The 20,607-nt window shown below is 65.2% G+C and carries 16 protein-coding genes, 1 tRNA gene and 1 pseudogene; 11 read left to right on the top strand and 7 right to left on the bottom strand.

Annotated elements, in window-relative coordinates:
- Window positions 1-11: 11 nt before the first annotated feature.
- From ABQY64_RS15070 to ABQY64_RS15055, 4 genes and pseudogenes are all read right to left on the bottom strand, one after another.
- The gene (locus ABQY64_RS15070) at window positions 12-1,694 is read right to left on the bottom strand and encodes an alpha-L-fucosidase (protein ID WP_349779866.1); all 1,683 of its coding nucleotides are present in this window, start codon (window positions 1,692-1,694) and stop codon (window positions 12-14) included.
- 208 nt (window positions 1,695-1,902) lie between these two features.
- Window positions 1,903-3,777, bottom strand: a complete 1,875-nt coding sequence (locus tag ABQY64_RS15065; RefSeq protein WP_349779865.1) for a TonB-dependent receptor — start codon at window positions 3,775-3,777, stop codon at window positions 1,903-1,905.
- A 20-nt stretch (window positions 3,778-3,797) separates the two neighbouring features.
- Window positions 3,798-3,937, bottom strand: a tRNA-Val gene (locus ABQY64_RS15060).
- A 167-nt stretch (window positions 3,938-4,104) separates the two neighbouring features.
- A pseudogene (locus ABQY64_RS15055) lies at window positions 4,105-4,497 on the bottom strand (TonB-dependent receptor plug domain-containing protein); the annotation flags it as partial.
- Between the two features lie 783 nt (window positions 4,498-5,280).
- On the opposite strand from ABQY64_RS15055, the gene ABQY64_RS15050 reads away from it, so the two are divergent.
- Window positions 5,281-6,279, top strand: coding sequence for a glucokinase family protein (locus tag ABQY64_RS15050; RefSeq protein WP_175430025.1), 999 nt, complete (start codon window positions 5,281-5,283; stop codon window positions 6,277-6,279).
- A 298-nt stretch (window positions 6,280-6,577) separates the two neighbouring features.
- Here the strand turns inward: ABQY64_RS15050 and ABQY64_RS15045 are convergent, their stop codons facing one another.
- Complete coding sequence (locus ABQY64_RS15045) at window positions 6,578-7,312, bottom strand: 16S rRNA (uracil(1498)-N(3))-methyltransferase (RefSeq protein WP_349779864.1); 735 nt, start codon at window positions 7,310-7,312, stop codon at window positions 6,578-6,580.
- Window positions 7,303-8,721: an adenosylmethionine--8-amino-7-oxononanoate transaminase gene (gene bioA, locus ABQY64_RS15040; RefSeq protein ID WP_167706999.1), complete on the bottom strand. Its 1,419-nt coding sequence runs from the start codon at window positions 8,719-8,721 to the stop codon at window positions 7,303-7,305. Before bioA ends, ABQY64_RS15045 begins: the two co-directional genes overlap by 10 nt.
- Before the next feature lie 41 nt (window positions 8,722-8,762).
- Between bioA and nudE the strand changes: the two genes are divergently transcribed.
- From nudE to ABQY64_RS14995, 9 genes are all read left to right on the top strand, one after another.
- Window positions 8,763-9,311 carry an ADP compounds hydrolase NudE gene (gene nudE, locus ABQY64_RS15035; protein WP_016905001.1) on the top strand — a complete coding sequence of 183 codons (549 nt, stop codon included), beginning with the start codon at window positions 8,763-8,765 and terminating at the stop codon, window positions 9,309-9,311.
- On the top strand, window positions 9,308-10,108 hold the full coding sequence (cysQ, locus tag ABQY64_RS15030; protein WP_016905000.1) for a 3'(2'),5'-bisphosphate nucleotidase CysQ: 801 nt from the start codon (window positions 9,308-9,310) through the stop codon (window positions 10,106-10,108). The genes nudE and cysQ overlap by 4 nt, the downstream gene beginning before the upstream one ends.
- 177 nt (window positions 10,109-10,285) lie before the next feature.
- Entirely contained in the window at window positions 10,286-11,242 is a 957-nt protein-coding gene (gene mazG, locus ABQY64_RS15025) for a nucleoside triphosphate pyrophosphohydrolase (protein ID WP_349779863.1), read from the top strand.
- Window positions 11,239-11,574: a YnfA family protein gene (locus tag ABQY64_RS15020; RefSeq protein WP_104589555.1), complete on the top strand. Its 336-nt coding sequence runs from the start codon at window positions 11,239-11,241 to the stop codon at window positions 11,572-11,574. The genes mazG and ABQY64_RS15020 overlap by 4 nt, the downstream gene beginning before the upstream one ends.
- A 215-nt stretch (window positions 11,575-11,789) precedes the next feature.
- Complete coding sequence (locus ABQY64_RS15015; protein WP_039519637.1) at window positions 11,790-12,755, top strand: SPFH domain-containing protein; 966 nt, start codon at window positions 11,790-11,792, stop codon at window positions 12,753-12,755.
- 3 nt (window positions 12,756-12,758) lie between these two features.
- Window positions 12,759-13,193, top strand: a complete 435-nt coding sequence (locus tag ABQY64_RS15010) for an NfeD family protein (RefSeq protein ID WP_167763879.1) — start codon at window positions 12,759-12,761, stop codon at window positions 13,191-13,193.
- Between the two features lie 165 nt (window positions 13,194-13,358).
- Window positions 13,359-14,468, top strand: coding sequence for a glycine cleavage system aminomethyltransferase GcvT (gcvT, locus tag ABQY64_RS15005; protein WP_349779862.1), 1,110 nt, complete (start codon window positions 13,359-13,361; stop codon window positions 14,466-14,468).
- A 145-nt stretch (window positions 14,469-14,613) separates the two neighbouring features.
- A complete protein-coding gene (gene gcvH, locus ABQY64_RS15000; RefSeq protein WP_016902771.1) occupies window positions 14,614-15,009 on the top strand; it encodes a glycine cleavage system protein GcvH in 396 nt (131 codons plus the stop codon).
- 1,013 nt (window positions 15,010-16,022) lie between these two features.
- On the top strand, window positions 16,023-16,502 hold the full coding sequence (locus tag ABQY64_RS14995) for a hypothetical protein (RefSeq protein WP_349779861.1): 480 nt from the start codon (window positions 16,023-16,025) through the stop codon (window positions 16,500-16,502).
- 597 nt (window positions 16,503-17,099) lie between these two features.
- On the opposite strand, the gene ABQY64_RS14990 is transcribed toward ABQY64_RS14995, so the two are convergent.
- Window positions 17,100-18,443 (bottom strand): serine hydrolase, encoded by a 1,344-nt coding sequence (locus ABQY64_RS14990; RefSeq protein ID WP_172454262.1) that lies wholly within the window; start codon window positions 18,441-18,443, stop codon window positions 17,100-17,102.
- Between the two features lie 369 nt (window positions 18,444-18,812).
- Here ABQY64_RS14990 and ABQY64_RS14985 point away from each other — a divergent pair, with 369 nt between their 5' ends.
- Window positions 18,813-20,174 (top strand): NTP/NDP exchange transporter, encoded by a 1,362-nt coding sequence (locus tag ABQY64_RS14985; RefSeq protein WP_039813426.1) that lies wholly within the window; start codon window positions 18,813-18,815, stop codon window positions 20,172-20,174.
- The last annotated feature ends 433 nt before the right edge of the window (window positions 20,175-20,607 follow it).

Below are 20,607 nucleotides of genomic sequence, written 5' to 3'. Positions count from 1 at the left end.
AACAGCATCCGTCAGGGAGTGGGGGAAGAAGAAAGATCGATGCGCAGCACGTAGGCGTGCTCGCCGACCGGCTTGGCAGGCAGGCTCATATGCAGGCCGTCGGCCTGCTGCTCGAACGGCACCTTCTTGCCGTTGGCCAGCAGCGTCACGCCGCGCACGCCGTCGGCCGGTGTGAGCGAGCGGATCACCGCCTTGCCGCCGGCCGGCCAGCCGAGTTCGATTGCATACAGCGCGCCATCGCGCGTGGTGAAGCGGAAATCTTCGGCGGTGTAGGGCTTGGTCTTGACGTCCTGGAAGGTGCCGCCGACCACCTCGGTCGGGCCTTCGCCATACACGCGCCACGGCTTGCTGTCGTAGATCGCGCCGCCGTTGGTCTTGAGCCACTTGCCGATCGCCAGCAGGATGCCGCGCTCGGTATCCGGGATCGAGCCATCGGCACGCGGGCCGATGTTGAGCATCAGGTTGCCGTTCTTGGCCACCACATCGGCCAGCATGTGGATGATGAAGGTCGGCGACTTGTAGGTGTCGTTTTCGATGTAGCCCCACGACGCATTGCTCACCGAAGTGTCGGTCTGCCAATGGGTGGGATGGATGCCGGTGAGCTGGCCGCGCTCGATGTCCAGCGTGCCGGCCCCTTCCGGAAACGCGCCCAGCTTGTAGTTCACCACCACGCCGCGATCGGCTTCGGTACGCGCCGCGCCCTGGTTGTAGTAGTAGGCCAGCATGGTCGGCAGGCTGCTGCGGAAGGTGGGGTGGGCAATCCACCAATCGAAATAGATCAGGTCCGGTTGATAGGTGTCGATCAGCTCGGTGGTACGCGCCAGCCAGTCGTCCAGCCAGGCCTGCGACACCGGCGTCCAGTCGTTGGCCACATCGGCATCGTCCTTGCCAGGCAGGCGCACCTGCGCCGGGCCGTACAGCGCGGCATAGCGTGGGTCGTTGACGTCCGAATCGAACTTGCGCCCGCCGTCGAAGAACCAGTTGTGTTCGGCGCGATGTGAGGACAACCCGAAGTGCAACCCCTGCGCGCGGATCGACTTGGACAACTCGCCCAGCAGATCGCGCCTGGGTCCCATCTTCACCGCGGTCCAGTCGGAGAGCTTGGAGTCGTACAGCGCAAAGCCGTCATGATGCTCGGCCACCGGCACCACATAGCGCGCGCCGGATTGCCGGAACAGCTTTGCCCAGCCATTCGGATCGAACTTGGGCGCGGTGAACCTGGGAATCAGATCCTTGTAGCCGGAGCTCGCCTGCTGCCCGTAGGTCGCCACGTGATGGGCGAATTCCTTGGATCCCTCCAGGTACATGTTGCGCGAATACCACTCGCTGCCGAACGCCGGCACCGAGAACACGCCCCAATGGATGAAGATGCCGAACTTGGCGTTGTCGTACCACGCCGGCGATTGATAGGCCTTGAGTGCAGCCCAGTCGGGGCGGAACGGACCCTTGCGTGCGCCGGCTTCGGCTTCGCGCACCAGGCGCTCGCGTTCGGGTGCGTACTTGGCGGTGGCGCTGAGCCACTGCTGGTCGATCTGTTCCGGGCTGAGCGTGGTGGCGGTGGGCGCGGTAGGCGATTGCGCGCTGAGCGTGGCAGCAGGCAACGCGAGCAGCAGACCGAGCGCGAGCATTCGCGTTCTGGGTGCAGCTCCGGCGTGGCGGCGGGATGGAGCCGCAGGGCGGCTATCGGTCGTCATGGGAACTGCACTCCTTCAAGCGAGACATGTCGGTTGCAGCGCAGCCGGCACGTGGATGGCAAAAGCGGGCCTGGCCATGCTCCCTCAACCGCGAAGGGGCGTGGCCAGTACCACTCCTTGGTACAACATCGAGCCGTGCGCTGCATGCAACGCACCGCTCAAAAAAAAGCGCGCCACCGTGGAGGGTCGGTGGCGCGCCGGTGCTACATCAGAACTTGAAGTTCAGCTGGGCCTGATAACCGCGGCCGTTCTTATAGAACGCCGTGGGGGTCGAGCGGGTGTTGCTGAACAGCCGGTAGGTGGAATCCAGCAGGTTGGTCGCGCCGAAGGTGATGCCCATGTAATCGGTGATCTGATACGAGGCGGTCAGGTCGAGCTGCTTGTAGCTGTCTGCGAAGTCCTGCGAGGCCAGGCGGCCGATCTGGGTGAAGTACTTGGAACGGAAGCTGTAGTTCACACGTACCATCCAGTCGCCATGCTCCCAGTACGGGATGATGTTGTAGGTGTCACGCGACAGGTAAGGCAGGTTCAGGCCCGAGCTCGAATCGGATTCGGCAAAGGTATAGTTGGCCTGCACACCGAAGCCCAGACCCAGCGACTGCTGGTAGTTCACCGACACGCCCTTGACCTTGGCATCGGAGACGTTGATCGGCGAGGTCACCGTGTAGATGCCGGAGTTGCCGCTGATCGGATCGGTCAGCTGCTGCTGGCTGGTGGTGTTGACGATGTAGGAGCTGATGTCGCGATAGAACACTTCACCGGACAGCATGCTGGACGGCGCGAAATACCACTCCGCAGCAAGGTCGTAGTTGGTGGACTCGTACGGCTTCAGATCCGGGTTACCGCCACCGGCGGTCAGGTTGCCGTTCGCGCTGTTGATGCTGAACGTGCCGGCCAGATCACCATAGCGTGGACGTGCGATTACCTTGGCGGCCGAGAAACGCAGCACGGCGTCGTCGGTGATGTCGTAGGCGATGTTGAAGCTCGGCAGCGCCTTGCGGTAGTCGTTGTTCTCGGCCACGCGCGAGTAGTTGGTGCCGCCATCTGCGGTCTGCCAGTACAGCGACTTGTCGGTGGTGTCGACCAGACGCACGCCGACGTTGCCGCGCCACTTGCCGGTTTCGTAGTTCAACTGGGTGTAGAAGTTCTGGGTAATCTCCTTCACTTCGAACGAGGAGCCGTAATCGGGACGGTACGGACCCTGCGGCTGCGACAGCAGATAGCTGCGGATCGAGTTCAGGCTGGCGGTCGGCCAGGTGGTCAGGTCGCCGCTGGCGCCCAGGCCGTCGTACAGACCGCTCGGGGTGGTGCCCGGGTTGAACTGGGTCAGCGAGATCGCATCGGTGGTATTGATGCGATTGCCGCGTGCGTCCACGCCGTTGTTGTGGTTGATGTACTTGTAGCCGAACAGCAGTTTGGTGAACGGTCCCAGCTCCAGATCGCGGGCCGCATCCCACTGGAAGTATTTCTCTTCGTCGGTGCTCTTCTGATAGAAGATGCCGCCGGCCTGCATCGCGCTGGAGTCCTGCGAACCGGCGGGCAGGCCGGCCGGCGAACCGGGCAGCGTCCAGTTCGAGGCGCCGCCGTTGTCGTAGTTCACCGCGGTGTTCTGACCATCGAAGGCGTAGTTATAGCCGCCGTCGGTCATCAGGAACTTCATCAGGTACTCGGGGTTCTTGCCGCCGGTGGCCTTGGTGTCGCCGACCTGGGTGGTGAACACCCACTTCTCGCCCGACCAGTCGTGACGCAGGTTCAGGCTCTTGGTGGTGACGGTGCTCTCGCGGTAGTTCGCGTCCAGCTGAGCGTACGGCTGCCCCGCGGCGCCATCGCCGAAGGTCGCCGAGGTGACCACGCCGTTCTGCACATTGGCGCTGGTGACCTTCTGCAGGTCGTTGTTGCACGCCGGGCAGACGTAACGCGATTCGCTGAAGTTGTTGTACTTGCCCTTGATGTACAGGCCGGTCAGGTTGAATTCGTTCTGCTCGTTCGGCTTCCACTGCAACGCACCCTGCAGGCCGCTGCGTTCGCGGGTCTGCTGGAAGAATGCGCTGTTGATGCCGGCCGGCACACGGGCGGTGGCCACATCGCTGCCGTCGCCGGTGATGGTGGCGCTGGCGGGAATGTTGGCGCCGGTGGTGTAGCCGAAGTATTCGATACCCGCGCGTGCCAGGTCCTGCTTGTCATGCGTGGCGGAGATCAATGCACCGAAGGTTTCGTCGTCGTTCTTCCAGCTCCACAGCGCCGAGCCGCGCGGATTGCCTTCTTCCGAACGGTCGTTGTAGTTGTAGCCGACCGAGCCGCGGATGGTGTTCTTGGGCAGATCCAGCGGCTTGCGGGTGTGCACGATCACGGTACCGCCGATCGAGCCTTCGTCGATGCGCGCTTCCGGGGTCTTGTAGACCTCCATCAGGCCGATGATTTCCGGCGACAGCAGGGTGTAGTTGAAGGTACGGCCGCTGGTGTCGGTCGGGTTGCCGCCCCAATCGCCCGAGGCAATGGTCTGGCCGTTGAGCAGCACGCGGTTCAAGGCCGGGTCGGTACCGTTGATGCTGACCTTTTCGCCTTCGCCGAACTGGCGGTCGACGCTGATGCCTGGTAGGTGCGACAGCGATTCGGCAGCATTGATGTCCGGGAACTTGCCGATATCTTCGGCGCTGATCGCATCGACGATCGAATTGGCCGAGCGCTTGACTGACTGGCTCTTCTCTAGCGATGCGCGATAACCGGTGACGGTGATGGTATCCAGCTCGGTGGTCGCCGACGGCGTGGCGGCAGGAGCCTGTTGTTCTTGTCCGGCAGCCATTGCAGAGCCGGAGCAGTACAGAGCGGCGGTAATACAGAGTGCTAACGTCGTGGTGCGGCTGTGCATGGCTAAACCTCGTTGGTTAGTGCTGTGAGCGCGCCGCCTCTGGAAGGCGTCACGCGCTCGGCGTGGCCGGCAAAACAACACGCCCTGACCGATCGCGGTGATCGCACTGGCACGCGTCGCAAGAGGCGGGCCCGGGTGATTCGCGTGGTAGAGGAGGTGTCCCCCGTGTGGTGAAGCGGTAGAGCGAATGCGACTTCAGTGAGTCGAACATCGGGTGATGTCCCGCTCACGAATCTGGAATGCACCGGCGAGGGAGTAGCCCGTTCCTGAGTACCGAACAGTCCATGGCCCCTCCTGCCAGAACCCCGATTTGGATCGAGTCTCGCGTAGCGTTGACAGCGTTGTCAACACATCGTCACAGATCTCTGAAGCGGCTGCGATTGCGCTGCAATGCAGCATTTGTTGGTGATGCCGCGCACTGCGCCGATCCCGCTGCGCAGCGCATCAAGAGTGGCGCCGCGTCGCGATCAGCTGTTTCTATAGGGAATTACGCATATGCAGATGGCGGGCCCTGATTTGTGCTGAAATCGCTGTCATGGATGCGGATTTTTAGTGGATGATGAAATTGGCGGCATCCTGTTTAAATCGTGATCGCCGCGGTTGCGTTACAAAGCGATTACTGACAACGTTGTCTACCCCGTTACCGTTCGTCGGACAACGGGCATGACGCCAGCCCGCGGCCACTTATCAGGAGAATGCGTGAGCGCAAGCAGTCCAATGGAAGCGGTGGCCTTTCCGCGCCCCGACACCTTCGTTGCCGCAGACGTGGGGGGGACGCATGTGCGTCTGGCGCTGGTGTGCGAAAGCCCCGATCCACGCCAACCGGTCACGGTGCTGGACTACCGCAAGTACCGGTGTGCCGACTACCCGGGCCTGGCCGAGATCATGGCCGCGTTCTTTGCGGAGCTGGGCTGCGCGCCGGTGCAGCGTGGGGTCATCGCCAGCGCCGGGTATGCGCTGGAAGACGGCAGCGTGATCACCGCCAACTTGCCGTGGGTGCTGGCGCCTGAGCAGATCCGCCGCCAGCTCGGCATGCAGGCATTGCATCTGGTCAACGATTTCGAAGCGGTGGCGCATGCGGCCAATTACATGGCCGGGAATCAGGTCCTGCAGTTGTCCGGCCCGCCGCAGGGCGCGCCGGGTCCGGCGCTGATCCTGGGCCCGGGCACCGGCCTGGGTGCGGCGTTGTGGATTCCCAACGGCGCCAATCCGGTGGTGTTGCCGACCGAGGCCGGCCACGCCGCGCTTGCTGCCGCCAGCGATCTGGAAGTGGCCTTGCTGCAGGAGCTGCGCCGCACCCGCACGCATGTGGCCACCGAGCACCTGCTCTCCGGCCCGGGCCTGTTGAATCTCTATACCGCACTGGCCGCGCTGCGTGGCGTGCCGGCGCTGCACGCCAGCCCGGCCGATGTCACCGCCGCCGCGCTGGCTGGCGAGGACGTGCTGGCACGCGATGCGCTACAGGCGTTCTGCGGCTTCATGGGTAGCGTGGTCGGCGACATGATGCTGCTCTATGGCGTGCGCAGCGGTGTCTATCTGGCGGGTGGATTCCTGCCGCAGATCGCCGCATTCGTGGCCGCAAGCGACTTCGTCGCACGTCTGCTCGACAAGGGCGCATTGCGTCCGGCGCTGGAGCAGGTGCCGGTGAGCATCGTCGAGCACGGCCAGCTCGGTGTGATCGGCGCGGCCAGCTGGTTCCTGCAGCACGGCCGCTGAGCGCCCGCGCATCGCCAGGTGCAGCAGTCTGGCTGCACCAAACCGATCAACTTCCCATCTCCGTAGGAGCGCACCCGGGCGCGACGGGGCGTTCCCGATAACGCTAGGTCGCGCCCAGGTGCGCTCCTACGAGTCGGCGCGGGTTTAGGGCCGGGACGCAGTGGACGGAGCCATCAACATGCAGCGGACGACGCAACGCCGGGCAATTCCACATCCCCGTAGGAGCGCACCCGGGCGCGACGAGGCATTCCCGATAACGCCAGGTCGCGCCCAGGTGCGCTCCTACGATGTCATGGGGCTATAAGTCTCCGAACCGCGACTGCAGTGCCGCAATCGCCGCCAGCCCCGCGGTTTCGGTGCGCAGAATGCGTGGCCCCAGTTGCAGGCCGCTGAAACCCGCCTCGGCGAGGGTTGCGCGATCACGCGGCGACCAGCCGCCTTCCGGGCCGATCGCCACGATCACATGCGGTTGCGCGCTCAGCGCCAGGCTGCCCAGGCGATGCTCGCCGTGCGGGTCCAGTGTCAGCCGTAGCGCCTGCGGGTTGCTGGCCTGCGCCGCATCCTGCAGCCCGTGCGGCGCAGCGACCGTGGGAATGCGCGCACGCCCGGACTGCTCGCAGGCCGACACCACCACGCTGCGCCAATGCGCCAGGCGTTTTTCCATGCGCGCCGCATCCAGCTTGACCTCGGTGCGCTCGGCGTTGACCGGCACGACCGCCGTCACCCCCAGCTCGGTGGCCTTCTGCAGGATCAGATCCATCTTCTCGCCGCGCGCAATGCCCTGGATCAGGGTGATCGACAACGGCGACTCGTTGCGCAGCGGCTCGGCACGTTCCACCAGTGCGCGCGCCTCGCGTTTGCCGGCCAGGGTGATGCGCGCGTGGTAGTCGCTGCCGTCGCCGTTGAACAGCACGCAGGCATCGCCCTCGCGCAGTCGCAGCACACGCAGCAGGTGATTGGCCGACTCCTCCGGCAGCGTCACCTCCTGGTCGCAGTGCAGCGGCAGTGCGACATGGGAGCGGGTCAGGCGCATGCAACGGCCTCCTCGATGGCGTGGCGGGTGGTCGCAGCCAGCAGCGCAAGTTGCGCGTCGTCCACGCAATACGGCGGCATCCAGTACAGCACGTCGCCGAGCGGGCGCAGCACCACGCCCTTGTCGAGTGCGGCGCGATAGGCCTTCAGGCCCACCCGCGCCGCAGACGGGAATGGCGTGCGCTTGTCGCCGCCCTGCGTGAGTTCGAACGCCACGATCATGCCGGCCTGGCGCACGTCGGCCACCGCGGGGTGTTCGCCGATCTGCGCAGCCAGCGTGGTCATGTGCGCGGCGGTGCGCTGGTTGCGCGCAATGACATCGTCGTCTGCAAAGATCTGCAGCGTTGCCAGCGCGGCGGCGCATGCCAGCGGATTGCCGGTGTAGCTATGCGAATGCAGGAACGCACGTTCGCGCGAGTCGTCCAGGAACGCGTCGTACAACTGCTGCGTGGCCAGCACCGCCGACAGCGGTAGGAATCCGCCGGTCAGCCCCTTGGACAGGCACAACAGGTCGGGCATGATCCCGGCCTGTTCGCAGGCGAACAGGCTGCCGGTGCGACCGAAGCCGGTGGCGATCTCGTCGGCGATCAGGAACGCGCCATGCGCGTCGCACAGTTCGCGTGCGCGGCGCAGATAGGCCGGGTGATACATGCGCATGCCGCCTGCGCACTGCACGCGCGGCTCCAGGATCAGCGCGCAGATTTCGTCGGGCGAGTGTTCGAACACCGCCTGCAGCGCATCGGCCGCCTGCAATGCGTAGTCTTCCGCGCTCTGTCCGGGCTCGGCCAGGTAGGCATCGGGCGAGGGCGCAAAGATCGACTCCAGCAGCAACGGCGCATACACGCGCCGATACAGCGGAATGTCGCCGACCGACAGCGCGCCGATGGTCTCGCCGTGGTAGCCGTTTTCCAGCGCGACGAAACGCGTGCGGCGGTGCTCGCCGCGGTTATGGAAGTAGTGGAAGGCCATCTTCAAGGCCACTTCCACGCCGGCCGAACCATTGTCGGCATAGAACACCTTGGATAACGGCGCGCGGCCAGCCTGGCGCGGCGCGATCGCCAACAGGCGCTCGGCCAGCTGCACGGCGGGCGCATGGGTAAAGCCGGCCAGCATCACCTGCTCCAGTTCGCCAGCCTGGCGCGCGATGGCCGCGCCGATGCGCGGTTCGCTATGGCCGAACAGGTTGGTCCACCAACTGCTGACCGCATCCAGGTAGTGGCGACCGTCGTGGCCGATCAGCCACGCACCGTCGCCACGCGCGATCGGCACCAGCGGAAGTGTGTGCGGGTGCTCGCGCATCTGTGTGCAGGGGTGCCACAGCACCTCAAGATCGCGTTGCCGCCAATGTTCGTCAGCTTGAGAGGCTGCCGGGTCTGCTAGGATTTCGGGCTCATGAACATGTCGATGCATACGCCTATTCTATCGGTCGGCTCCGCCGCTGCGTGCTACGCATGAGCCCGCGCCTGCCAACCATCCACAAGATCACCGATCTGGGTGACGGGCCGTTCCGTCGCCAGCAGCTGGATCTGGAATTTTCCAATGGCGAGCGTCGCCTTTACGAGCGCCAGCTCAGTCAGGGCCACGGCGCGGTGGTGGTGGTGCCGATGCTCGACGCGCAGACCGTGCTGCTGGTGCGCGAATACGCCGCCGGCGTGCATCGCTACGAGCTGGGTCTGGTCAAGGGCCGCATCGATGCCGGCGAGACGCCGGAGCAGGCCGCCGACCGCGAGCTCAAGGAAGAAGCCGGTTACGGCGCGCGCCAGGTGCAGGTGCTGCGTGCGATGACGCTCGCTCCTACTTATATGAGTCACCAATCCTGGTTGGTGCTGGCACGCGACCTCTATCCCGAGCGCCTGGTGGGCGACGAGCCGGAAGAGATGGAGGTGGTGCCCTGGCCGATCGCCCGTCTGGACGAATTGATGCTGCGCGAAGATTTTTCCGAAGGCCGTTCGCTGGCCGCCTTGTTCATTGCGCGCGAGTGGCTGGAGCGCAACCCATGATCCGCATCCCGATGGAACTGCGCGAAACCGTGATCGCCATCGCCCGCGAGGCGGGGGCGGCGATCATGGATGTCTATGCGCAGGATTTCGCGGTCGAGATCAAGGACGACGCCAGCCCGCTGACCCAGGCCGACCTTGCCGCCAACCGTGTCATCGTCGAAGGCTTGCGCCGGGTCACCCCGGACGTGCCGGTGCTGTCGGAAGAATCCGCGCACGTGGCCTGGGAAGACCGCCAGTTCTGGACCAGCTACTGGCTGGTCGACCCGCTCGACGGCACCCGCGAGTTCGTCAAGCGCAACGGCGAGTTCAGCGTCAACATCGCACTGATCCATATGGGCGCACCGGTGCTCGGCGTGGTGCAGGCGCCGGTCGATGGCCGGGTCTGGTACGCCGCACGGGGCGAGAACGCCTACCGCCGCGATGGCGACCGCGACGAGATGCTGCACACGCGCACGCCGGCGGCCACGCCGCTGCGGGTCGCCGCCAGTCGCTCGCATCGCGACGCGCGCACCGCCGCCGCGCTGGAGCGCATGGGCGAGATCGATGTGGTCGCGCAAGGCTCGTCGTTGAAGTTCTGCCGCATCGCCGAAGGCGACCTGGACGTGTATCCGCGCTTCGGCCCCACCTCCGAGTGGGACACCGCAGCCGGCCAGTGCGTGCTGCACGCCGCCGGCGGTGTGCTGCTGGCCGGCGGCACCGGCAAACCGTTCCGTTACAACCGCCGCGACACCTTGCTCAATGGCGATTTCATCGCGCTGGGCGATCCCAATCTGCCGTGGCGCAGCTGGCTGGTGTGAACACTGCCGACCGCCGCTTACGCGCTCGCCGGTTGGATCCGGCAGTTGCGCGCACTCCCGATGCAGTCATGTTCAATGCGGTCCCTGCCCATCGCCTGCCGCCAGGTGACGCGGCACGTGCCTGCGGCATCGCCCGGGCACGCCACTCCACTGCACCACACCTGCCAGGAACACACCATGTCTCAGTCCCCGCCGACCGGCGACCTCCAGCGCCTGCTGCAGCTGATGGCGCGCCTGCGCGATCGTGAGCACGGCTGTCCGTGGGATGTGGAGCAGACCTTCGCCAGCATCGCGCCGTACACCATCGAAGAAGCCTACGAAGTCGCCGACGCCATCGATCGCAATGACCTGCCGGCTCTGCGCGACGAGCTGGGCGACCTTCTCCTGCAGGTGGTCTTCCACGCGCAGATGGCCGCCGAGCAGGGCGCGTTCGGATTCGCCGACGTGGTCGCCACGCTCAGCGACAAGCTGGTGCGTCGCCACCCGCACGTGTTTGCCGAGCAACGCGCCGACGATGCGCAGGCGGTAAGCGCCAACTGGGAGCAGATCAAGCGCGACGAACGTCGCGCGGCCGGCCACCAGGACGACTCCGCACTTGCCGGCATCGCACGCGGCCTGCCGGAATGGCAACGCTCCACCAAGCTGCAGGCGCGTGCGGCGCGGGTCGGCTTCGATTGGCCCGGCCCGGCCCCGGTGCTGGAAAAGCTGCAGGAAGAAATCGAGGAGCTGCGCGTGGAGTTCGCGCGTGGCCCGGTCGCCGACAACCAGGCGCGGCTGGAAGACGAACTCGGCGATGTGTTGTTCGTCTGCGCCAACCTGGCGCGCCACGCCAGGGTCGACGTGGGTGCGGCGCTGCGCCATGCCAATCTCAAGTTCGAGCGCCGCTTTCGCGCGATGGAGGCGCAGGCACAGGCGGACGGCACCTCCCTGGCCGCGCTGTCGCTGCAGCAGCAGGAGGAGTTGTGGCAACAGGTCAAGCGCGGCGAACGCGGCGGTGATCCGTCCGCTCTCGGTCAGGCTGCCGCGACGCCTGTCACTGGCGCGCCCGCGGCCGGTGAGCAGGCGCGCGACACTGCGGAGCTGCAGCAGGTCGACGTTGGCAAGCAAGGCGTCGACAAGCCAGGCCGCGCATGAATGCTGCACCGACCACGCTGTTGCTGTTCGCGGCCACTGCCGTCGCCGAGCTGGTCGGTTGCTACCTGCCGTATCTGTGGCTGCGCAAGGGCGGCAGCATCTGGTTGTTGCTGCCGACGGCGCTGAGTCTGGCCGTCTTCGTCTGGTTGTTGAGCCTGCATCCCGATGCCAGCGGCCGCGTGTATGCCGCCTATGGCGGGGTCTATATCGCCAGTGCGCTGCTGTGGCTGTGGTGGGTGGACGGGGTGACGCCGACGCGTTGGGATCTGCTTGGCGCAGCCTGCTGCCTGCTCGGCATGGTGATCATCATGTTTTCGCCGCGCGGCGCCTGAGCGCGCGTTCGCAGCGACGTCTGCGCTTTGCAAAGCGCGGTCGCCTGCGCGGTGCGGCGAGCTGCGCAACGCCGACACGCTGCCCGAGGTAGTCAGCCACAGCGCCGCATGCAGGGTTGCGACCGCCGTTGCCGAAGGTTGGGCGCGCAGTGGGGACAGGTGGCGCTAGGGCATACTCAAGCCAAGGATCGACTCGTCATCGCAAGGGGCTGCTCATGTTTCCGACTTCTTTCTTGGCCATCGCCGTTCTGGTCGCTGGCGTCATCGTGTTGTTCAAGACCGTGCGCATGGTGCCGCAGGGCTTCCAGTGGACAGTGGAGCGCTTCGGCCGCTACACCCACACCATGAGTCCGGGTCTGCACTTTCTGGTGCCGGTGGTCTACGGCGTGGGGCGCAAGATCAACATGATGGAGCAGGTGCTCGACGTCCCCAGCCAGGACGTCATCACCAAGGACAACGCGGTGGTGCGCGTGGATGGCGTGGTGTTCTTCCAGGTGCTCGATGCCGCCAAGGCCGCCTATGAGGTTTCCAACCTGGAGATCGCCTCGATTGCGCTGGTGCAGACCAACATCCGCACCGTGATCGGCTCGATGGATCTGGACGAATCGCTGAGCCAGCGCGAGACCATCAATGCGCAGCTGCTCAGCGTGGTCGACCAGGCCACCAATCCCTGGGGCATCAAGGTCACCCGCATCGAGATCCGCGACATCCAGCCGCCGCGTGACCTGATCGACTCGATGGCGCGGCAGATGAAGGCCGAGCGCGAGAAACGCGCGCAGATCCTCGAAGCCGAGGGCTCGCGCCAGTCGGAAATCCTGCGCGCCGAAGGCGAGAAGCAGGCCGCCGTGCTCGAAGCCGAAGGCCGCAAGGAAGCCGCGTTCCGCGACGCCGAGGCGCGCGAGCGTCTGGCCGAGGCCGAAGCCAAGGCCACCCAGATGGTCTCCGATGCGATCGCCAATGGCAGCGTGCAGGCGATTAATTACTTCGTCGCACAGAAGTATGTGGAGGCGTTCAAGGCACTGGCCACCGCGCCCAACCAGAAGTTCGTGCTGATGCCGATGGAATCCAGCGGCGTCATCGGCTCGATCGCCGGCATCGCCGAGCTGGCCAAGGAGGCGCTGAACAAACCCGAGGCGAGCAATGTGCGCGTGCCGCCGATGCCGCCGCGTGTGGGAGGCTGAGCCATGCGTTGGGACGTGGTGGCCTGGGCGGTGTTGGCGTTGCTGTTGATTGCTGCCGAGACGCTGGTGCCCGGCGCGTTCCTGCTGTGGATGGGCATTGCCGCCGCAGCGGTGTGCGTGCTGGTGCTCGCGTTGCCGGGCATGTCGCTGCTGCTGCAGATCGTTGCCTTCGTGCTGCTGAGTTTCTTATCGGTGCAGGTGTATCGCAGCTGGTTTCGCGGCAAGGGCCGGCAGAGCGATCGGCCCCTGCTCAACCGACGTGCCGAGCAGTTGATCGGCCGTTGCGTGGTGCTCGACCAGGCAATTCACGAGGGACGCGGCCGTGCCAAGGTCGACGACGCGTTCTGGGTGGTCAGCGGCCCGGATCTTCCGGCCGGCACACCGGTGCGCATCGTCGGCGTCGATGGCATGACCTTGCAGGTGCAAGCGGCCGGTTGATCGGGCAGGGCACGCGCGTCGTGCCCATGCAGCGATGCTGCAGCGCGGCGCGATAGAGCGCGGCCAGGTCCGGCGGTCGGCGGCGCGCTGCCGCATCGCCTGCGCCGTTTCCCCCAAGCACGGCCGGGCGGCGATAATGGTCCTCTTTCCCTTGGACCGGTGCGCATGACCCAGAAGACCATCCTCAATGACACCCATCGTGCGCTCGGCGCCAAGATGGTCGACTTCGGCGGTTGGGACATGCCGATCCATTACGGCTCGCAGCTGGACGAGCACCACCAGGTGCGTCGCGACGCCGGCATGTTCGATGTCAGCCACATGACCGTGGTCGACCTGCACGGTCCGCGCGTGCGCGAGTTTCTGCGCTACCTGCTCGCCAACTCGGTGGACAAGCTCAAGGTCTCCGGCAAGGCGCTGTACACCTGCATGCTCAATCCGCAGGGCGGGGTGATCGACGATCTGATCGTCTACTTCCTGCGCGAGGACTTCTTCCGCCTGGTGGTCAACGCCGCCACCCGCGAAAAGGACCTGCAGTGGATCAGCGAACAGGCCGCAGCTTTCCAGGTGCGCGTGGAAGAGCGCGGCGACTTTGCGATGATCGCCGTGCAAGGTCCCAACGCGCGCGCCAAGGTGATCGAACTGGTGGATCCTGCTGATACCGCAGCGGCGAGCAAGCTCGGCCGTTTCGCTGCGCTGCAGACGCGTTCGCGCGATGGTGTGGAGCTGTTCCTTGCGCGCACCGGCTACACCGGCGAAGACGGTTTCGAAATCGTGTTGCCGCAAGAGGCAGCAGTGGCGTTCTGGAGCGCGCTGCTCGCGCAGGGCGTCAAGCCGGCCGGCCTGGGCGCACGCGACACCTTGCGTCTGGAGGCCGGCATGAATCTCTACGGCCAGGACATGGACGACACCGTCAGTCCGTACGAGGCTGCGCTGGCCTGGACGATCGCCCTGGACGACGGCCGCGACTTCATCGGTCGCGCCGTGCTCGAGTCGCAAAAGGCGCAGGGCGCACCGCGTCAGCTGATCGGTGTGGTGATGGACGAGAAGGGCGTGCTGCGGCATGGCCAGACCGTGCTCAGCGCCAGCGGCGAGGGCGAGATCCTGTCCGGCACCTTCTCGCCCACGCTCGGCAAGGCGATCGCGTTCGCGCGCGTGCCGGCCGGCAGCATCGACGCGCTGCGCGTGGACATCCGTGGCAAGCAGGTGCCGTTGCGCGCGGTGAAGTTTCCGTTTGTGCGCGACGGCCAGGCACAGCCCGGCGTCCTTGGCGAATGAGTCAGACCTCTGCCGGGCGTGCAAACGTCCGGCAGCGTGCAACATCCATCGCCACCCACCGGCCGACACGCGCGTGCACCTGTCTTGTCGTGCGGTCTAAACTAGTCACCTGTCCCCAACCCATCAGTTTCCCCGGAGCACACCCATGAGCGAGATCCCTGGCGACCTCAAGTTCCTCAAATCCCACGAGTGGGCCCGCGTCGAAAGCAGCGGCCGCGTGACCGTCGGCATCTCCGACCACGCGCAGGGCTTGCTGGGCGACTTGGTCTACGTCGAACTGCCCGGCGTCGGCGACACCGTGCAGGTCGGCAACGGCGCGGCGGTGGTGGAGTCGGTCAAGGCCGCCTCCGACGTCTACAGCCCGGTCAGCGGCACCGTCGTCGAGGTCAACAGCGCACTCAGCGACAAGCCGGAGACCATCAACGAAGACGCCTACGGCGAAGGCTGGATCTTCGTGGTCGAACTCGACGACAAGGAAGAGCTCAACGACCTGCTGTCGCCGGACGACTACGCCGAGCTGCTGGAAGACGAAGCGCACTGACCGCGCCTCGCCAGTCGCACACCCGGATGGCCGCTCGTTGGAGCGGCCATTTTTTTGCCTGTGTGGTGGTGGCCGCACGTCGATCCCGCCTGCCGATGGCGTGCGTCCTGCCGATCTGCGCGCGACCGACCGGTGCCGGCTGTCGCTCGCAGTCGAAGCCTTTGCCGATGTTCGACGACCATGCACTCGCCAGCGGCATGCGCGCGCGACATCGTCGAACACGACGCGACTGTCGCGGTGTCGGATTTCTGGCGTGAGCCGGTCGTGAGGAGATGGCGTGCAGCCGGTGAAAAATATTTGCAGCGTCGCCTGCATCCAACCTCGCACACGGTGCGCAACGCATGCCGTTGGCAGCGCATGCGGATGCACGCAAGGGTCGAAAACCGCGCAATAAGTTTGCGCATTTTTGCTTGTGCGAGGCCTCAGGCAAGCTTGGTCGATAAAAAATTTTCAGCTGGCGGACAGGCGGCGCGCACTGCGGCGAGCAGGCGTGCGCTGCTACGTCGGTGCAGTGGGCAACAGCGTGCATGTCTGCATCGCAAAAAAAAAAACAGCACAAAAGAAGTGCTTTTTTGAAAACGTCGTTGCGCCGCTGCATGCCAAGGGCAGCGACGCGCGCCATCGCACGGCGTCTTTGGGCCCGCTCGACGGGACGCATCGCGACGAGGCGTTGAAAAAAAAATGCAAAAGAGTGTTGACAGTAAAAAAAAGCGTGATTAGGTTTCGCCCAGCAGACGTTGCTGCGAAAGAGAGTGAGCAGAATCGACATCAAGCCGACACGCTTGTTCCCGATGTCCACCGAAGCGCTATCCACGGTGGAGTTGGGTCCGCTTCTCTCCGAAAAAGCAGCAGTCGCTCCGATCACGCACCCGCGTCGCTGTTCGATGCGGGTGTTTCTGTATCCGTCCCGTCGCGCATTACCTGCGGACGGTTCCCGACGACGGCATGCCGTTGCGGGGTTTGCTTCAACTGGGCGTTTCACCTCCATAGTTCACTGACGAGGAGCCAATTACATGGCCACTGCAAAAGCTGCGAAAAAGAAACCCACTGCCAAGAAGGCAGTGAAGAAGACTGCCGCCAAGAAGGCAGTCAAGAAGGTCGCCAAAAAGGCAACCGCCAAGAAGGCAGTGAAGAAGACTGCTGCCAAGAAGGCCGTCAAGAAGACTGCAAAGAAGGCAACCGCCAAGAAGGCAGTGAAGAAGACTGCAAAGAAGGCAACCAAGAAGACTACCGCCAAGAAGGCAGTGAAGAAGACTGCAAAGAAGGCGACCAAGAAGACTGCCGCCAAGAAGGCCGTCAAGAAGACCGCCAAGAAGGCAGTAAAGAAGACCGCGAAGAAGGCAGTTGCCAAGAAGGCGACCAAGAAGTCCGCCACCAAGAAGACTGCCGCCAAGAAGCCTGCTGTGAAGAAGGTCGCCAAGAAGAAGCCGGCCGTTCGCAAGAAGAAGGCCGCTCCGGTCGCGCTGCCCGCAACCCCGGCGCCGCTGATCTGATCCGCACTACCCGATCGCCGTAAACATCGAGCTCTCTCCCCGACGCCCAGCGGGGAGGGAGCTTTTTTATAGGTGGGCCAAGGACGTCGATGATCGGGGAGTGCCGGTCGCACGCTGGCAGCTGAAGCGATCGCCGCTGGATGCGCTGCGCTGTGCGTGACGGGATGTCAGGCACGGACGTTGTGGCTATCGCCGCACTATCGCCGCTTGCCACCCGCCCCCCGCCCCCCGGTTTCTCCGATCCAATCCTGTTGGTGTGCTGGGCCGCTGCGCCCCCCACCCAACTGACCATCGCCTGTTCCGATCGTTAGTGCCGCCCTCGATTGGCGTAGCGGTGCAATGTGTTGGTCGTGCCAAGCGAGGGGAATGCATTGGGCCGCATCATGGGGCGGGCCACCCGTCCGCTGTTCGGTCAGGTCTTACGCACGCACTCTGCAAGCTGACTCAGACCTGCGCCTGCCAGGATCGTCATCGCATGGCCATGGAGCAATGCCCGGCTTCCGGCCACCGATGTCGACACGCCCGACTCGATCCTGCAGGCCGGAAACGACACAGGCGGCCGAAGCCGCCTGTGTGCGAGGTCGCAGCAACGCCAACTCAGCGCGGCGATGCCACCGACTTGCCCGACGAGGCACCCTTGCCGGCAGGGTCGGGGCGCTCGGCCAGCATGTTCTCGCTGCCGAAGTCGCCATCCACATCGATATCCAGCCAACGCTTGGCGGGCAGGCCCAGCGCACGATCCAGAATGGTCGGCAGCATGCCGGAAGGCAGGCCGCTCTCGCCGTTCCACATGATCGCGATGCCGAGATCACGTTCGGGCAGCAACGCGACCAGGCCGCGATAGCCTTGCACTGCGCCGGCATGGAAGACGACCTGATGGCCGGCGTAGTCGAACACGCGCCAGCCCAGCGCGTAGCTGGCAGCGTCCACACGCTCGTGGCGCCAGCCCGAGCGCATCTCCCCAGGCGTGGAGATCAGCGGCGCGTGCAGCGTCGCCAGCAGCGGCGCAGGCAGCACGTCGGTGCGGTGGCCGGTGTGCGCGAGCAGCCACTGCGCCATGTCGCTGGCGCTGGCGTTGACGCCGGCAGCGGGGGCTAGACGGTAGTAGGTCGGCTTGGGCGTCAGCGACACCCAGCCATTGCGGCTGCGCACGTGCGGGCGCGCCCAGCGCGGGCTGGCCTGGATACCGGCCAGACCCATGCTCGCATCGTTCATGCCCAGCGGCTTGAAGATGCGGCGCTCCACCGACTGCTCGTAGAAGCTGCCCGACGCAGCAAACACCACATCGCCGACCAGGCTGAAGGCGACGTTCTGGTACGCATAGCAATCGCCGGGCGCGCAGCGCAACGGCGCGGCGGCAAGCTTGTGGCTGAGCGAGTAGTAGTCGACGTTGGATTCGATATCGTTGTCGTAGGCATTGCGGGTCAGCCCGACGCGGTGGCTGAGCACCTCGGCGACGGTGAGCTGCCGGGTGGCGACGTTATTACTGAGCTGGAAGCCCGGCACGTAGTCCACTACCTTGCTGTCCCAACGCAACACGCCGTCGTTGACCAGCAACCCGGCCATGGTGCCGGCGAAGGCCTTGGACAGCGATGCCAGACGGAACACGGTATGCGCGTCGACCGGCTGCGGGTGGTTGACGTCGGTGACGCCATAGCCGCGCGCGCTCAGCACCTTGCCGCCCTGCACGATCGCCATCGCCATGCCGGGCAGGCGATTGCCGTAGGTCAACTGGTTGGCCATCGATTCGAACGCGGCCACATCGAATCCGGCAGCCGGGGCCAGCACTTGGCTGGCCGGGAGCGACGCGCGGTACTGCAGCGGAGCGGTGGGCGACTGCACGACGGTGGCCGGCTGCAGCGCAGAAGCAGCCGGCGCAGGTGTCTGCGCGGTGGAAGAGAGGGCCAGAGGCAATAACGCCCCGAGCAGCCCGATGGCCAACGGTCGGAACCGTCGGCGCCTGCGCATTTGAGTCATGGTTGTCCCGCCTGTTCCACTGCCTCCGGCGATTCTAGCGCCGCGCTTCGCAATAGCACAAACTGCCGGAAGATGAATGGGCATCATATTGATCCTATTGATGATTTTAGGTTCATAAATCGACCTGCGCGGGGCCTTTTCAGCGCCACCCGGAGCCTGTGCAGAGGCAGCTGCAAGCAGCATGCCGCAGCCGCACGCGATCGATATGGTGCGTGCCGCCCGCTGCTGCTGGTGATGCAGCGCGGCATCGGCTAACTTGCGCGCTTGTTTCGCGGGTGTTGCCGCTGCCATGTCCCTGCTGTCGCGCCCGTTGATGCGAGCGAGCCTTACCCGATGACCAGCCCCTCTCCGCCGCGCTCTGCGGCTGGCCGTCTGAGCGCGGCATTGCGCAGCTCGCCGCCGCTGGCATGGTCGTTCCTGTACTTCTTTTGCCTGCTCAGCGGCTACTACGTACTGCGCCCGGTGCGCGAGGCGATGAGCGCGTCGGCGGATGTGGAAGCGATCTTCCCCACCGGCATGACCGCCTTCTTCGCCGCGCATGGCGTGCCGCTTAAAGACTTCACCCTGCAGGTGCTGTTTACCTGCACTTTCCTGATCATGGTGTTGCTGCAGCCGGTCTACGGTGCGCTGGTCAGCCGCTACCCGCGCCGGGTGTTCCTGCCGGCGGTGTATGGCTTCTTCATCGCGACCCTGTTGCTGTTCTACGTGTTGTTCGACAGCGGCGTGCCCGGGCGCGGCATGGCGTTCTTCCTGTGGGTGACCGTCTTCAACCTGTTCGCGGTGGCGGTGTTCTGGAGCTTCATGGCCGACGTTTTCAGCAATGCCGAAGCGCGCAATTACTACGGTTACATCGGTGCGGCCGGCACGCTGGGCGCGTTTCTCGGGCCGATCCTCACCCGCACGCTGGTCGAGCGCATCGGCATCGCGCATCTGATGCTGGTGTCGGCCGGGTTTCTGACCGTGTGCGTGGTGTGCGTGCTGCGCCTGCGCCTGTGGGCGGTTGCGCGCGAGCAGGAACGACAGCTGGGCTCCGGCGAGGTGCCGATGGGCGGCGATGTGCTGGGCGGGCTCAAGCTGATCGTGCGCGAGCCGTTGCTGCGCTGGCTGGCTTTCATGGTGCTGTTCGGCGTGGGCGTCGGCACCTTGCTCTACAACGAGCAGGCAGCGCTGGTACGCCGGCTCTACACGGACGCAGCGGCGGCCACCGCCTATTACGCCAGCATCGACCTGGCGATCAACGCGCTTACCCTGGTGTTGCAGCTGCTGGTGACGCGCGCGCTGCTGTCGCGTTTCGGCATCGCACCGGCGCTGCTGATTCCGGGCGTGGCGATCACGCTGGGCTATGCGGTGCTGACGGCCTCGCCGCTGCCGATGATGCTTGCGATCGTGCAGGTGATCACCCGCTCCAGCGAGTTCGCACTGGCCAAGCCGGCGCGCGAGACCTTGTACACGCGGGTGGATCGGGAATGGCGTTACAAGGCCGGCGCGGCGATCGACACGGTGATCTACCGCGGTGGCGACCTCACCTTTGTCTGGGTGCACAAGCTGGTGTCGGCATTCGGCTCCAGCGCAGTGTTCGGCGTCGGTCTGCTGGTGGCATCGGGCATGACCCTGGGGGCGTTCGGCCTGCTGCGCGAGGCGCGCAAATTGCCCGCAGAGCGCGATGCGGAGACTGGCAATCAGGTCTCCGACTAGGAGCGGTCAACAAGTGGCTTGGTTGCAGGATCCTTGCCCGCCCACCATCGCAGGACACGCCGCAGGTACGTCCTTGTAGGCTCCTACGCTGCATCCATGCCGCGTAAGATCCCGCGACGGTGAGCGGGCAAGGACCGGTCGAGATGGTCGGTGTGCACAGGTAAGCAGGGCATGACATGCATTAGTGGTGCCGCTGTTTGAACTAGCCGCATTTGCCTTTGGACGAGCGTGGCGAGCCGATAGACTCAGGTGTAGAGCGCTTGATCTGCAACTTGGCTGCAGCACCTGTGCCCGCGCAATAACCATCGCAGGACATGCCGCCGATGTCCGCAATCGCGACGCTCCGATCGTGCATGCAGGTCCTGCACATCTCCCATGTCTCGCCGGCGCGTCGGGTTCCATCGTCTGCTCTGAACAGCAGGGCCGCAATCAC

The organism is Xanthomonas sp. WHRI 7065 (assembly GCF_040203115.2).
Lineage (GTDB): Bacteria > Pseudomonadota > Gammaproteobacteria > Xanthomonadales > Xanthomonadaceae > Xanthomonas > Xanthomonas arboricola.
Note: the sequence above shows the minus strand (reverse complement) of the source record. Positions and strands in the feature narration are given on the sequence as shown.